The organism is Acinetobacter nosocomialis, assembly GCF_041021905.1.
Taxonomy (GTDB): Bacteria; Pseudomonadota; Gammaproteobacteria; order Pseudomonadales; family Moraxellaceae; genus Acinetobacter; species Acinetobacter nosocomialis.
The window spans coordinates 2,897,346-2,910,008 of sequence record NZ_CP157432.1 but is presented as its reverse complement, the minus strand read 5'-3'; the positions used below and the strand labels follow the sequence as shown (position 1 = coordinate 2,910,008).

The window sequence follows — 12,663 nt, the reverse complement described above, 5'->3', positions numbered from 1 at the left end:
AACGTGAAAATAGAATGAAGAGCAAATAATATTGGCTATTTAATTTTTAAATATTCTAGAGGACTATTTTAAAAATCTTTTTATAAAGGAGTGACGTTAAATAAAGAACCGATCCAGCTTGAAAAAGCCATTGCTAAAATTCCCCATAACGTAATACGTAAACTACCTTTAAGTTTAGATGTACCAGCAAAGTAACTTGAAAGTGCACCTAAAATCGCTAATGAAAGAATTCCTGTGGCTAGGACAGCAGGTATAATCCATTGATTCGGGCTGAGTAATATAGCCAGCATGGGGAAAAAAGCCCCAAAAGAAAATGATGCAGCAGATGATAGTGCGGCCTGTACAGGATTGGCTGCGGTATTTTCATGAATGCCGATTTCATCCCGAGCATGTGCACCCAATGCATCATGAGTGGTTAGCTGCAAAGCAACTTCTTGAGCCAATTCTTTAGATAGGCCTCTAGAAATATAAATTTGAGTTAGCTCATCTAACTCTTTTTGAGGGTGCTTTGAGAGTTCTTTTGCTTCAATCGCTAAATCTGCTTTTTCAATATCTTCTTGAGATTTTACAGAAATATATTCTCCGGCAGCCATTGATGTAGCCCCAGAAATTAGTCCAGCAATGCATGTAATTAATAAAGTATGTGAGTTAGCTCCACTTGCAGCCATACCCATAATTAAACTAGTGACAGAAATAATTCCATCATTGGCTCCTAATACTGAAGCTCTTAACCAACCTGAACGGTGAATTGCGTGATGCTCTGTATGATGTGGAAAAGCCATGTGTTTTGCCTTATAAATGTTTTATAGATGCTATGAAATTTTACAAATTATTGATCAAAAAATATGTCATCATTATAGGGAATTTAGGGATACTAAAGAATAGATCAATAATAAAAATGGAGACTAAACTATTTATATTAAATCATCCTTAACCTAACTTAACGATGTAACTCATTATTTTAAATTATGATATTTATTGATCATTCTAACAAATTACCCTTAATAACTCTAATTTACTGTAGAGGTGATAATGAGAAATAGCAAAACAATAAACTCTATAACGCATTCGATATTACTTATGGGAGTAGTCATTTCTTCAACGGTAGTAAGTGTGTGTTCTGTTTATGCACAAGACCCAGTTACCTCTGAATATAAACCTGGAAATCTCATTTATGATAAATGGGACAGATTCTATAAAATAGAGCAGTCTCAACCTCAAGAAGCAGAAAAAATATTAGTTGAGCTGAGTAAGCTGACCCCTACAGATATTAAAGTCTGGAAAAGCCTTACTTATTTACAAATTCGGCTCGAAAAAAGAGATGAGGCTTTACAAAGTTTAAGACAAGCAAGAGCTTTAGCTCCTCAAGACGACACTTTAAAATTACAAGAAGCATATTTGCTGAATCAACAGAAAAAAAATCGTGATGCACTGGTTTTATTTAAAGAACTAACTTCATCTTCAGATCCAGCAATTGCTGCGAAGGCAACTCAAGCGGTTAAAAATTTAAGTGGAGGTGAGGTTAAGCCATATTTTGGGGATATCTATTTTGCACCCTCTTATGAGTCACGTTATGACGATGTTATTTTTCCTTTAAAAGTTCGGTACGGTAAAAACATCGACAATGGTCGTACTCAAGTCTACGGTTTTCTTAATTTAAACCGTGATACTAAATCTCAAGGTGGAGTACGACCTGAAATTATTGATGAAAATGCAGTTACTCTTGGGGTAGGTGCAAATTATCAACCATGGACTTCTATTCCTGTTCGAGCTTATGTCGAAGTTGGCGGAAGTTATGACTTGATTGATCGAAATCGAAAAAAATTTCGTGAAAGTGTAGTTGGAGGGGTAGCAGGTTATCAAGAGTGGTATTCGCAATCTAACTGTAATCATACACTTTGTTTAGATAATTACTTTACTGACCTCTATGGCAATGTCGCGACTTATTCAAGAGAAGACTATAACGTTATTGGAGATTTGCGCTTACGCACAGGTTTAAATTTATATAAGGGAGACAATGGAACTGTGCAGGCTTATGTGAAATTGCATGGCTTAGCAGACAGTAAAAATGAATATTACAATAATTTATTTGAATATGGGCCAGGGATTTCATGGCAGCCTTTTAACTATCAACCCATAAAACTACGTGTTGAACGTCTATATGGCAACTATTTTAAAGACGTGCCTGTTAATACAAAAGATCATTACAACAATACCCGAGTAGAACTTGTTTTTTATAAGGACTTCTAATAATGAAAAAAAATTTTATTTCGATTGTATTCGGTACTCGTCCAGAGCTAATAAAGCTAGCTCCGGTAATTTTATTAGCAAAACAAGACTCGCGATTTCAGGTTGAAGTTATTTTCACGGGTCAGCATGATGAATTAGTGCGAGATGCTATAGATTTTTTTGGGGTTGAAATTGACCACCGACTTAAAATTATGAATGCAGGACAAAGCCTAAATCAGCTATTAATTCATGGTTTGACACAACTTGAACATGTCTACACCGATGGTCAAAAAAGAGATGCGATTGTCATTCAGGGTGATACTACCACTGTATTAGCTGCTGGGTTAGTCGCATTTTCAATGAAGATACCTGTTGCCCATGTAGAAGCAGGTTTACGTTCTTATGATTTAGATCATCCTTTCCCTGAGGAAGGTAACCGTCAGTTAGTCTCGCGTATTACTAAATGGCATTTTGCTCCGACTGAACAATCAAAAAGAAATCTACTTAATGAGCAAATCAAGCCTTCGTTAATTACAGTGACAGGCAATACAGTAGTCGATGCTGTATATTTAGGCAGAAAGTTAATTTCTGAAAAAGCTGGTTTAAAAAATCAGCTCGAACCTTACGGAATTGAGTTAAAACAAAACGATAAAGTCGTACTTATTACCGCTCACCGCCGTGAAAATTTTGGTGAGGGAATTCAAAATATTTGTAATGCAGTTAAATATTTAGCTAATCATCATCCTGATTTACATTTTATTTGGCCTGTGCATTTAAACCCAGCTGTACATGATGTAGTGCATGATAAGTTTAAAAATCATGCTCAAATTCACTTGGTTAAACCACTTGATTATCCAAGTTTATTAGCCGTCATAAACCGTTCTATCTTCATTTTAACGGACTCTGGTGGTTTACAAGAGGAAAGCCCTTCGTTTAATAAGCCTGTATTAATTTTACGAGACACCACTGAACGACCTGAAGTCGTGGAAGTCGGGGCAGGAGTACTTGTTGGAACAAATCAGCAAAAAATTATTGATGAGGCTGAAAAACTTTTAACAGATTCGCAGCATTACCAAAAAATGGCAAATGTTGAAAATCCGTTTGGTGATGGGCGTGCTGCCCAGCGAATATTAGATGAAATTGCCAGAACTTCTGAATAAAAAGTATTTATTTTGAATTTTCTGATTCACTTATGGTGGCAGGAATGCTGCCATAAGTCAGACGATACCATAAACCGACGATATAAACCGACCAGCGTCCCATATAGTGGGGACCATCAAAAATATAAATTGTTTTGCCTTCATACGCTTTAATCTGAGAAATAATTTCCCAAGGATAGGCTGCTCGAAATTGTCCATTTTTTTTGGTACGAAATGCTTCTAGCACAATAACAGTTTTATCTTTTCCAAGAGTTTGTTCAAGTTGGTCTAAAATACGTCTGGCTTGTTGAGGGGTTCTTACACCGACACCTACACCATCTTGGAAAAAGACACCAGCTTGGCTAGGTAGCCAACTTTTAACCCATAAATTATAATTTTCAGGTTCTCTTTCACCACTATAAATGCTCACCCAAATAGGTGCTGGCAGTTTTTCTAGAACATGACCTAGTGTGCTTACCCTTAACCAAGTTGGATCAGCTTCAACTGGAAAATAGTAACCTTTTAAAGATGCATCATTTTGTTCTTGAATAATTTGTGCAGATTTTTCTCCTAGAGCAACAACATTTGCACGTGCTGCTGGTTCATTATATTCACCAGCTAAACCTAATATGAGATTTTTAGCCCAAGGTTGTTGCTTAATTTTCTGTATATCAATGGCTTTTTCCCACTGTGGGAGGTTGGAGTTTGTCCACCACGATTTAGATTCAACGACTGACCACTGGGGAACAAAAGTGTTGACTCCTAAATAATGCCAGTTTCCTTTTGGAGGAGTGGTATTGTTATCTGGTTGCCAAAAAATTCCTTCGATGATTGGTGGTTGTCCATGATTTTTGAACAACCCCGCATAAGCCACTACACTACATATAATTAAAATAATAAAAGCAGTTATTTTAATTGGTATCTGTTTTCTCATTATTACGTCGTAACCAATACCACAAGAAGATCACTATTATCATAATTGCAGAGATAATCACAACCAGTAAAAAGAATGAAGACTGCTGAACTAATGGAGCTTTTTGATTACCTACAATTAATTTTTGGAGAACATAGATATTGCCGTTTTCTGAAACCAACATTTTGGTCACATTATTTGGAATTTTATGCTGTATTTTTCCCCATAAATGCATAAAGGTGAGTGCACCGGTTTCAGAATCGGTAATCACATCAAAGCGGTTATTGTTATAACTCACAATAAAACCGTTGGCTGCCGCAGGCGCATAAATAATATTTTGATGCATTAAGATTTGTTGCTGATAAATCTCTTTATTTACTCTCACATTGACCGCTTGAGGAGCGTTTGGTGAGAAACGTACCAGATTGAGAGGCATTGGTGCCTGTGTAAGCAGCATATTTTTAGCGACTTGTCCCAAAATGATGGCAATATTTAATGCCCCTGATTGGTCATCAATTGCAATTGTTGGTTTGGTTGCTAATGTCATTGAAAGCGCTGCCACACCATTTTTGAGTTTATGTGGAAGTTTTACCGTTGATTTGGCGGTATCTACCCAAAGTGAACCATGAGCATTTGGTAAACATTGAGAATTTGCAATAACTGAGTTTTCCAGTTTTAAGCTAAAGTTTGTTGTATTTGAAATTTCCTTAGCAAAGATGTTGAACTGTCGGTTTACTGGGTCAGAAGCAAGATCTGCTGTTTTCATACTACCGGCAAGGCCACCATCAAGCCATGCTGTAATACTAGAGCCTTGTAATAAACCACTTTGAATACGAAGTGCAATTTGTCCCTGTAAAATATCAGTAGGCTGCCATACTGCCGGAAAATCAAGGAATAGATTCTTTTCAGCATGGTTGAGTCTGAAGTCATCAATACCTAAATCTGCAAGCGTATCAATTTTTCTAAATTGAGCCCATGCTGGTGGTGAAATTGTAGTGGGAAAAATAGCACTACCTGTATTAAGCTGCTGTACGTATGCCGGATTAATTAGACCATTAATCGCAGCAGTAAGCTCTTGGGCGGTATGGTAAGTGATAGAGAGAGTAGGTACCCCATCTGCAGGTTTTGAAATTTGTACAAACGCTCCATTTTTAAGTGGAGCTGTGGATTTGATCACTTCAATAATAAAGTTTGTTTCAGGATTCAGGTTCGTTTGACCTGAATCAACCCATTCAATAGGAGTTACTGAGCTCCAAGAACTTGCCAAACGAGCTAGCATGGATGCTTCGGTAATTTCCTTACGGTTATATTTTAAAATTCCAACAAATGGGGTAGGACGTCTAGCTTGGGGGTTAAATAGAGCATCTGGTAAATCTTTTAAACGGTATATATTTCGAACAGGAGTAAAGTCGAGTTGAGAATTACTCAAATAGGTTAAATGGTCGATATCTTCGGTACAGAAAGTCTCTTTTGTCTGGTTGAGAGTCGTTGGTTTAGCATATTGTTGAATAATAAAATCTAAACGATGAAAGCCACTTGGACTGGCAGGAATATTGAATTTAAACTGGCCATCACCATTTAAGGTCGTGTTATAGATCAGTTTATCATCATATTTCACCAGTAATGTTGTGTCATTCTCAGTTGAATAGTCACTAGAGAACTGAATATTCTGCCATTCAGCTCCTTTTCCAACATAGAAAAAATGAGGCTCGACTGTATATTTGGTCGAGGTACTTATATCATCAAGTTTCCATGTATATGCATGAGCAGATATGGCAAGTAAAAAACTGGTGCTGGCAAGGAGCACTTGAGCTGTCTGGTAAAGATCGAAAGTCTTTTTCATTTATTTTTTCTCCTTGCTACGTTCTGTTTTGTACCATTGAAGGGAGTTGCCCTGTATTTTATTTTTTAGCATGTCAAATGCGGCTTTAAAGACAATAAATAAGAAGATTTGTGAGTAACTGACGTAAGATAAGACAGAGTAAAAATAGAGTTCCGGTTTAACTTTTTCTAAGGAAAGAGTAAACCACATTTGTGCCACATAGAGACAAAATGAAAGGCCCCACAAGAGCGTAAATGGTCCCGGAACGGAAATACCTGCGATATCAAGTAACCCAAGCGTTAAAGTAATATGACTCCAGAATAGAGCTGGTACGAAAAGGATATAGCACATAATGTTATTCAGAATTTCAATCCCGATTGGGAAAGGTGTTCTAAGTGCTACAGGTAAATATTTACGTGTCACATAAAAGTTACCTTGGGTCCAACGTGAGCGCTGTTTAACAAATACACTTAACGATGGGGGATCTTGTTGCCAACCTATGGCATAGGGAACCCATTTAATTCGTTTTTGTCCAATAAAAATTCGGAAACTCATTTCTGTATCGTCAACTAACGATTTTTCATCAAAACCGCCTAAAGTCTCTAGTGCATCGCGCCAAATGACGTAGTTGGTTCCCATTAATGTTGATAACTCAAAACGTTGCCAACGCCCACCTTGGAAGATCCATTGGAAAAAGATGAATTCAATCGCAATAAAACGAGTCAAAATACTATCTTGCCAGTTACGGGTTCTTACTTTGCCATTTACAGCAACTAACTTTTTGTCTGCCAATAAAGTTTGAGCAAGTAAACGAACGCAATCGGGTTCAGGAGTACTATCGGCATCATAGACAACAATTAGCTCACCTTTGGCATGAGGAAGGCCATTATTGAGGGTCCGTGATTTACCTTTACCGCCCATTCCCTTGGGAACGTTGACAATTTTTATGCATGGATAAATTTTTGCGAGGCTTTCTGCGATTTCAAGGGTGTTATCTTTGGAGCCATCATTGATCAATAAGACTTCATAAGACTCTGCTGGATAATCCTGTTGAGCAATGGCATGCAAAGTGTCTTCAATCACCACGCCTTCATTATAAGCAGGGATCAAAACACTTAAGATGGGCCATCTTTCAGGTATTGGTAAGTTTTGCAGCTCTTTTTCAGCTGTTTTGGAATACTTCCACGCTTGATAACTTAACCATGCCCAAAATGCTTGTGGAATCCAAATACCTAAAAAGCCAAATAAAAACAGGATATCAATTGGAGCCATTTTTACGGACCCTCCTAATAATAGAAGAGATGAGTACTAATAATAGAATTAATCCCACTACTAAGGAGATCCATGAAATATAGCTACCAAATGTACCCAGAAGATCTGGATAAGTTGTTGTTAAAATCAGATCAAGAGGAACTACAACAACACTTAAACCAATAAATATATAACCTATAAGACTCGTATTCACATGTTCAGAAGTACTGGCATAATCAATATTATTAAATTTCCACGAAATACCGAGTTGAGGATAACGAATATTAGATAGGGGTAAGTCGGCAGGAGGATTAATAATAATTTCATAACCTGATACATGGCCGTTAAAGTCTTTGGCCGAATAAAATAAATGCTGACCTTGTCGGATTTCTCTAGATGGTAAAGGGACGGCTGAAGAATTTAACTGGACAATATAACTTCCAGCTGGCTGTGAAATTAAATTTTCATCCCATCCTGTACTTACGAAAGCAGCCATTGGCCTTAAACCAATAGCAGTTGAAAAAGTAGCCTTTGCGGCAAAATACTGAGGTTGTTCAGTTTTAAAAAGCACGATGGGGATAGCACCTTGGCTCACGGCTTCTTTTAATAAAAAATAGTGAGGGAAACCAAATACTTCATCTGGCAAGATAATGCCGGGGCGAACTCCGTTGTGAACAAACTTTTGAAAACTTTCGGAACTAATCTGATCAAGGGTGAAGACAGGCCACCATGTATCTTGATAAGGAAAAAACATGGAAAGATCGTTAGAACTTTGCACTTCAGTTTTTATTTGTTCTGCTTTAATTTCGCAATGATAATATTGCCGATAGAACTGCTGTAGAGTGGCATCTGGATATTGGCTAGATGCAATCACAATTCCACAAATGTTAAGAAGATTAGACATTAATTTATCTCCTCAGGTGGAATTGGAATAATTTTATATTCCACCTCAAGACGCAACGTCATAATTTCTCTTAACTTTTTAATAAAGTCAGGTTCTTGTTCAGTTTTTTGCTGACGAATCATAATACTGTATATATTTTCGAGATCATCATCTGCAAACTGAAAAACAATTTCATTGGGCTGATGCTGACTCAAAATTTTGATCATTTCGTTTTGAGTAGTTTTCCAGACGTCATCACCTAGCATTTCTTTAATGAGACTACGGTTAAGAATCTTGATTGCAAAGACTTCATAGTCTTGTACATTATGGTGATCAAGAAGCTTAAAAAAGCTACGCTGGAAATATTTCAAAGCGCTGATAGGGAAAATATCGCGGCGATAATTTCGATCATAGCTTTGAATATCTCGATATTTTTGAACATTAATTTCAATATTGTGGCGTACAGCACTTAAAAACAGCGGAATAAGAGGAATAATAAACAGTAAGAGAAGCTGCCGCTCAATATGAGTTTGTGCACCTAAGTCGAGTAGAAAATATACAGCAACTCCAATAAATGCGAGTAAACCAACAATTAAAGACAAGCCAACTTCTAAAAAAGCACCCGAAATTAAAAGAAGAAGAATAAAGATCCAGCTTCCTCTAAAACTAACAGGCAACCACTCATATGCAACCATTCCCATAAATAGATGTGCTGCGATAATCCATAAGACGAGTGTTCTACCTGGGTTCTTTTGTTGCATGCGAGCTATGCTACCTTTTTTGTAATGTTAATTTTTTTATACTTTTATAATGAAAGGTGTTCATTTACGAAGTTGTTGTTGTTTCTGTCCTTTTTAAGTATTTGCTATGTTTATTTGTAGTTGAAAGTCCCTTTATAGTCAAATCCCGTTTTTATTTTTTAATCAAAAATAAACAGATAAGACGCAATTCTTATCTAAATATGCTTGAAAGTTTCAATTGCTTTTAATCGTGTTTCTTTTAAATCTACAATTGGTTTTGGATAATTTAAACTCAAGTTGATTTTGTTTGAGTAGGGGTCATGAATGGATTTATTGTCCAGATGAGCCAGTTCTTTCACCCATTTACGAATATAGTCCCCATTAGGATCAAACTTTTGTGATTGGGAAATCGGGTTAAAAATTCTAAAATAAGGCACAGCATCTGTTCCTGTTGAGGCACACCATTGCCACCCCCCATTATTTGCTGCCAAATCTCCATCAATTAAATGTTGCATAAACCACTGTTCACCAATACGCCAGTCAATCAATAAGTTTTTGCATAAAAACATGGCTGTAATCATACGTACTCGATTATGCATCCAACCTGTTTGTAAAAGTTGGCGCATCCCGGCATCCACAATAGGAATACCAGTTTGTCCTGTTTGCCAAGCTTTTAGATGCTCTGGATTATGGTTCCATTTAATTTTCTGAGTATCTTTCTTAAATGGAAGATGCCTAGAAACATACGGAAAATCAAATAAGATGTGCTGGTAGAACTCTCGCCAAATAAGTTCATCTAGCCATGTTTGTTGACCTTCATTGTCTAAATGAAAGTTGCCGTGTTGATTACGAAAGAGTGCTTGTAAACACTGCCTTACAGATAAGATTCCAATATTTAAATAAGGAGAAAGTTTGCTTGTGCCATGCACATGAGGAAAATCTCGCTCAACTTTATAATGGGATACAGAATCTTCGACAAATTGGTCTAGTTGTTCTAATGCATATGACTCGCCAACAGGCCATAAATCTTGCTGTTCTTTAGAAATAGATGAACAAAATAGTTTTTCAATTTCTGCCAAGTCCACACTTTTTTCATCTAAAAACTCTAATGAAATTTCATTTTGCTTATGTGGTAAAGGGAAGCATTGAGGTAAACCGCTGGTATTTAGTTTTGCATAACATGCTTTTTTGAATGCACTAAAAACCTGATAGGGTTGTTGTGATTGATTGCGAATGGAACGTAAAGGGAAAATTGTACGATCATGAAATAAAAAAAGCTCTTTGCTTTCCTTATTTAAAGAATCTTGTACTGTTTTATCTCTTTTTAATTCATTTGCACCCATTTCAATATTGGCATAGACATTTTCAATATTATATTTCTTGCTGAAATCAGAAATAAACTTAGCAGTATCTTCCCAATAAGGAATGACTTGGATAACAAGTGGAATATGAAGTGATGCTAATTCTTTTTGAAGCTCTTTGAGCTGCCGTAAATAAAAACTAATTTTTATTGGAGCATCGTCGTGTTGTTTCCATTGCTCTGGCGATAAGATGACTAATCCAATTGAAGGCCCTTGCTGACAGGCATGCCATAAAGCTGCATGATCATGTATTCGTAAATCTTGTCGGAACCAAATCAATTGATAAGCATTTGACATGCATAGTCCAATAATAAATTAACTTACTGAATATTATATAAAATAAATACATAAAAAAAGCAAAGCTGAAGCTTTGCTTTTTATCATCTTGCGAAAGATGAATTAGTGGTGGTGACCACCTGCACCGTGTACATGACCGTGATCTAACTCTTCTTGAGAAGCTTCACGGATTTCTACGATTTCAACTTCAAAAGTTAAATCTTGGCCAGCAAGTGGGAAGTTAGCATCAACTACAACGTTGTCGCCTTCAACCGCTTTAACAGTAACGATTTGAACGCCGTCATCTGTTTGAGCTTGGAATTGCATACCAGGTTGAATGTTATCAACACCTTGGAACATTTGAGCTGGAACTTCTTGTACTAGGTCTGGGTTGTATTCGCCATAACCTTCAGCAGCTGGTACGTTTACAGTGAATTTATCACCAACAGTTTTACCAGTTAATGCATTTTCTAAACCTGGAATGATATTGCCTGCGCCATGCAAATAGGCAAGTGGTTCACCTTGAGATTGATCAAGTGTTTCACCCTCAGCGTTTGTTAATTTATAGTGGAATGAAACCACGTGGTTATTTGCAATTGCAGTCATGTTTTTGATCCATTCAATCAATTAAAGCGTACATCATAAAGTGAAAAATAAATTTTGTAGACTACAAAATCTCAATCTTTAACACTTTTTCTAATGCGTTTTTATCTATATAGGGATGAACTTAAAAAATTCAACTCAATACAGCTTAATTTTTGGACGTACTCGTCTTGTAAGTAAATCTTTCACTGTGAGTAGTCCAGCTTGAGTGTATCCATGAATTGTTGCTTGATGTAAACGATATAAAGATACGTACATCGTTTTAGCAATATATCCTTGTACACTGACATCCCCTAGCAATTCTCCAACGGCTTTATTACGACTTAAAGACACAAGCGAACCTTTGTCGTTAAATGTAAACATTGGCTGTGAGCGGCCATTCAGCCGAGCAGCCATTGCATCGACTAAAAAGCTTGCTTGTTGACTGGCAACTTGAGCACGTGGTCCGAGTGGGGGATTTCTTGCGTCGAGTTGACAGTGTGAACAATCACCGAAAGCAAATACATTTGGATCGGAGTAAGTTTGCAGAGTTGCGTAGACCATTAAACGATTAATATTGTCACGTTCGAAATCAGTAAAACTTTCAAGAACTTTTGGCGCTTTTACGCCAGCTGCCCATACCGTAATATCACTTGTGAGTTGATTACCGTTGCTGAAATAAATGCAGTGTTTATCAACTTTTTCAACGCGGTGTTGAGTTAAAATTTCGATGCCCATTTTTTGGAGCTGTTTTGCACTATGCTCAGCCGTTTTTTCACTTAAAGCAGGCAGGATTCGTTCTGATGCTTCAATCAGTGTGATTTTGACCTGTTTAGGATGGATCTTTTTCAAACCATAGCGATAAAAGTTTTTGGTTGTTTCAATCAGTTCTGCTGCAAGTTCAACCCCAGTTGCACCCGCACCAATGATTCCAATATTTAACGTGCGTTGATCTGGTTGATTTTGCGCTTCGATATATAAATGTAAAAGATCTTGCTGGAAAATATCTGCTTGTTTTCGGCTATCGAGGAAATGACAGTTTTCGCGTACCCCAGGTGTGTTAAAGTCATTTGACACTGAACCAAGCGCTAAAATAAGCGTGTCATAATTCAGTTGTTGAACATGCGTGTTTTGTTCTTTGGATACTTGAGGTGGTACGACATCTATTATTTTTTGATCTTTGTGTATCGCAACAAGTGTTCCTAATACAAACTCGTAATGATGTTTTTCTGCATGGGCAAAATAATTGGTTTGTTCTTCGTGAGGGTTTAAGGAACCCGCAGCAATTTCATGAAGTAGAGGTTTCCAGATATGAGTCAAATTTTGGTCGACTAATGTAATTTTAGCTTTACCACTTTTCCCAAAAGTTTCACCGAGTTGTGTGGCAAGTTCTAAACCACCCGCACCACCACCGACAATAACAATATGATGTAAACTTTCGGCCATTTTTATCACCTAATTATTTTT

General features: G+C 36.9%; 11 protein-coding genes. 2 read left to right on the top strand and 9 right to left on the bottom strand.

Translation table 11 applies throughout. The annotated features are described in order from the left end of the window. Positions 1 to 80: 80 nt before the first annotated feature. On the bottom strand, positions 81 to 782 hold the full coding sequence (locus ABLC00_RS13535) for a VIT family protein (protein WP_004700019.1): 702 nt from the start codon (positions 780 to 782) through the stop codon (positions 81 to 83). Positions 783 to 1,032: 250 nt separating this feature from the next. Here ABLC00_RS13535 and ABLC00_RS13530 point away from each other — a divergent pair, with 250 nt between their 5' ends. Then, complete coding sequence (locus ABLC00_RS13530; protein WP_004885893.1) at positions 1,033 to 2,250, top strand: M48 family metallopeptidase; 1,218 nt, start codon at positions 1,033 to 1,035, stop codon at positions 2,248 to 2,250. A 2-nt stretch (positions 2,251 to 2,252) separates the two neighbouring features. Next, positions 2,253 to 3,389: a non-hydrolyzing UDP-N-acetylglucosamine 2-epimerase gene (wecB, locus tag ABLC00_RS13525; protein WP_004885895.1), complete on the top strand. Its 1,137-nt coding sequence runs from the start codon at positions 2,253 to 2,255 to the stop codon at positions 3,387 to 3,389. Between the two features lie 7 nt (positions 3,390 to 3,396). Here the strand turns inward: wecB and ABLC00_RS13520 are convergent, their stop codons facing one another. The 8 genes from ABLC00_RS13520 to ABLC00_RS13485 all read right to left on the bottom strand — a co-directional run bounded on the left by ABLC00_RS13520 (position 3,397) and on the right by ABLC00_RS13485 (position 12,642). After that, on the bottom strand, positions 3,397 to 4,302 hold the full coding sequence (locus ABLC00_RS13520; protein WP_004885897.1) for a hypothetical protein: 906 nt from the start codon (positions 4,300 to 4,302) through the stop codon (positions 3,397 to 3,399). Then, positions 4,280 to 6,124 carry a hypothetical protein gene (locus ABLC00_RS13515; RefSeq protein ID WP_004707591.1) on the bottom strand — a complete coding sequence of 615 codons (1,845 nt, stop codon included), beginning with the start codon at positions 6,122 to 6,124 and terminating at the stop codon, positions 4,280 to 4,282. Before ABLC00_RS13515 ends, ABLC00_RS13520 begins: the two co-directional genes overlap by 23 nt. After that, complete coding sequence (locus tag ABLC00_RS13510) at positions 6,125 to 7,375, bottom strand: glycosyltransferase (protein WP_004885899.1); 1,251 nt, start codon at positions 7,373 to 7,375, stop codon at positions 6,125 to 6,127. Further along, positions 7,362 to 8,258 (bottom strand): hypothetical protein, encoded by an 897-nt coding sequence (locus ABLC00_RS13505; protein ID WP_004885902.1) that lies wholly within the window; start codon positions 8,256 to 8,258, stop codon positions 7,362 to 7,364. Before ABLC00_RS13505 ends, ABLC00_RS13510 begins: the two co-directional genes overlap by 14 nt. After that, complete coding sequence (locus ABLC00_RS13500; RefSeq protein WP_004885904.1) at positions 8,258 to 8,998, bottom strand: membrane protein; 741 nt, start codon at positions 8,996 to 8,998, stop codon at positions 8,258 to 8,260. The genes ABLC00_RS13505 and ABLC00_RS13500 overlap by 1 nt, the downstream gene beginning before the upstream one ends. Before the next feature lie 194 nt (positions 8,999 to 9,192). Then, positions 9,193 to 10,635, bottom strand: a complete 1,443-nt coding sequence (gene phrB, locus ABLC00_RS13495; RefSeq protein WP_033846081.1) for a deoxyribodipyrimidine photo-lyase — start codon at positions 10,633 to 10,635, stop codon at positions 9,193 to 9,195. Between the two features lie 102 nt (positions 10,636 to 10,737). Beyond that, positions 10,738 to 11,220, bottom strand: coding sequence for a peptidylprolyl isomerase (slyD, locus tag ABLC00_RS13490; protein ID WP_002052512.1), 483 nt, complete (start codon positions 11,218 to 11,220; stop codon positions 10,738 to 10,740). Positions 11,221 to 11,355: 135 nt separating this feature from the next. Further along, positions 11,356 to 12,642, bottom strand: coding sequence for an NAD(P)/FAD-dependent oxidoreductase (locus ABLC00_RS13485; RefSeq protein WP_004885910.1), 1,287 nt, complete (start codon positions 12,640 to 12,642; stop codon positions 11,356 to 11,358). Positions 12,643 to 12,663: the final 21 nt, after the last annotated feature.

Coding starts and splice junctions, on each gene's coding strand:
- ABLC00_RS13535 (WP_004700019.1), bottom strand. CDS start 782: ATGGCTTTTCCACATCATACAGAGCATCACGCAATTCACCGTTCAGGT.
- ABLC00_RS13530 (WP_004885893.1), top strand. CDS start 1,033: ATGAGAAATAGCAAAACAATAAACTCTATAACGCATTCGATATTACTT.
- wecB (WP_004885895.1), top strand. CDS start 2,253: ATGAAAAAAAATTTTATTTCGATTGTATTCGGTACTCGTCCAGAGCTA.
- ABLC00_RS13520 (WP_004885897.1), bottom strand. CDS start 4,302: ATGAGAAAACAGATACCAATTAAAATAACTGCTTTTATTATTTTAATT.
- ABLC00_RS13515 (WP_004707591.1), bottom strand. CDS start 6,124: ATGAAAAAGACTTTCGATCTTTACCAGACAGCTCAAGTGCTCCTTGCC.
- ABLC00_RS13510 (WP_004885899.1), bottom strand. CDS start 7,375: ATGGCTCCAATTGATATCCTGTTTTTATTTGGCTTTTTAGGTATTTGG.
- ABLC00_RS13505 (WP_004885902.1), bottom strand. CDS start 8,258: ATGTCTAATCTTCTTAACATTTGTGGAATTGTGATTGCATCTAGCCAA.
- ABLC00_RS13500 (WP_004885904.1), bottom strand. CDS start 8,998: ATGCAACAAAAGAACCCAGGTAGAACACTCGTCTTATGGATTATCGCA.
- phrB (WP_033846081.1), bottom strand. CDS start 10,635: ATGTCAAATGCTTATCAATTGATTTGGTTCCGACAAGATTTACGAATA.
- slyD (WP_002052512.1), bottom strand. CDS start 11,220: ATGACTGCAATTGCAAATAACCACGTGGTTTCATTCCACTATAAATTA.
- ABLC00_RS13485 (WP_004885910.1), bottom strand. CDS start 12,642: ATGGCCGAAAGTTTACATCATATTGTTATTGTCGGTGGTGGTGCGGGT.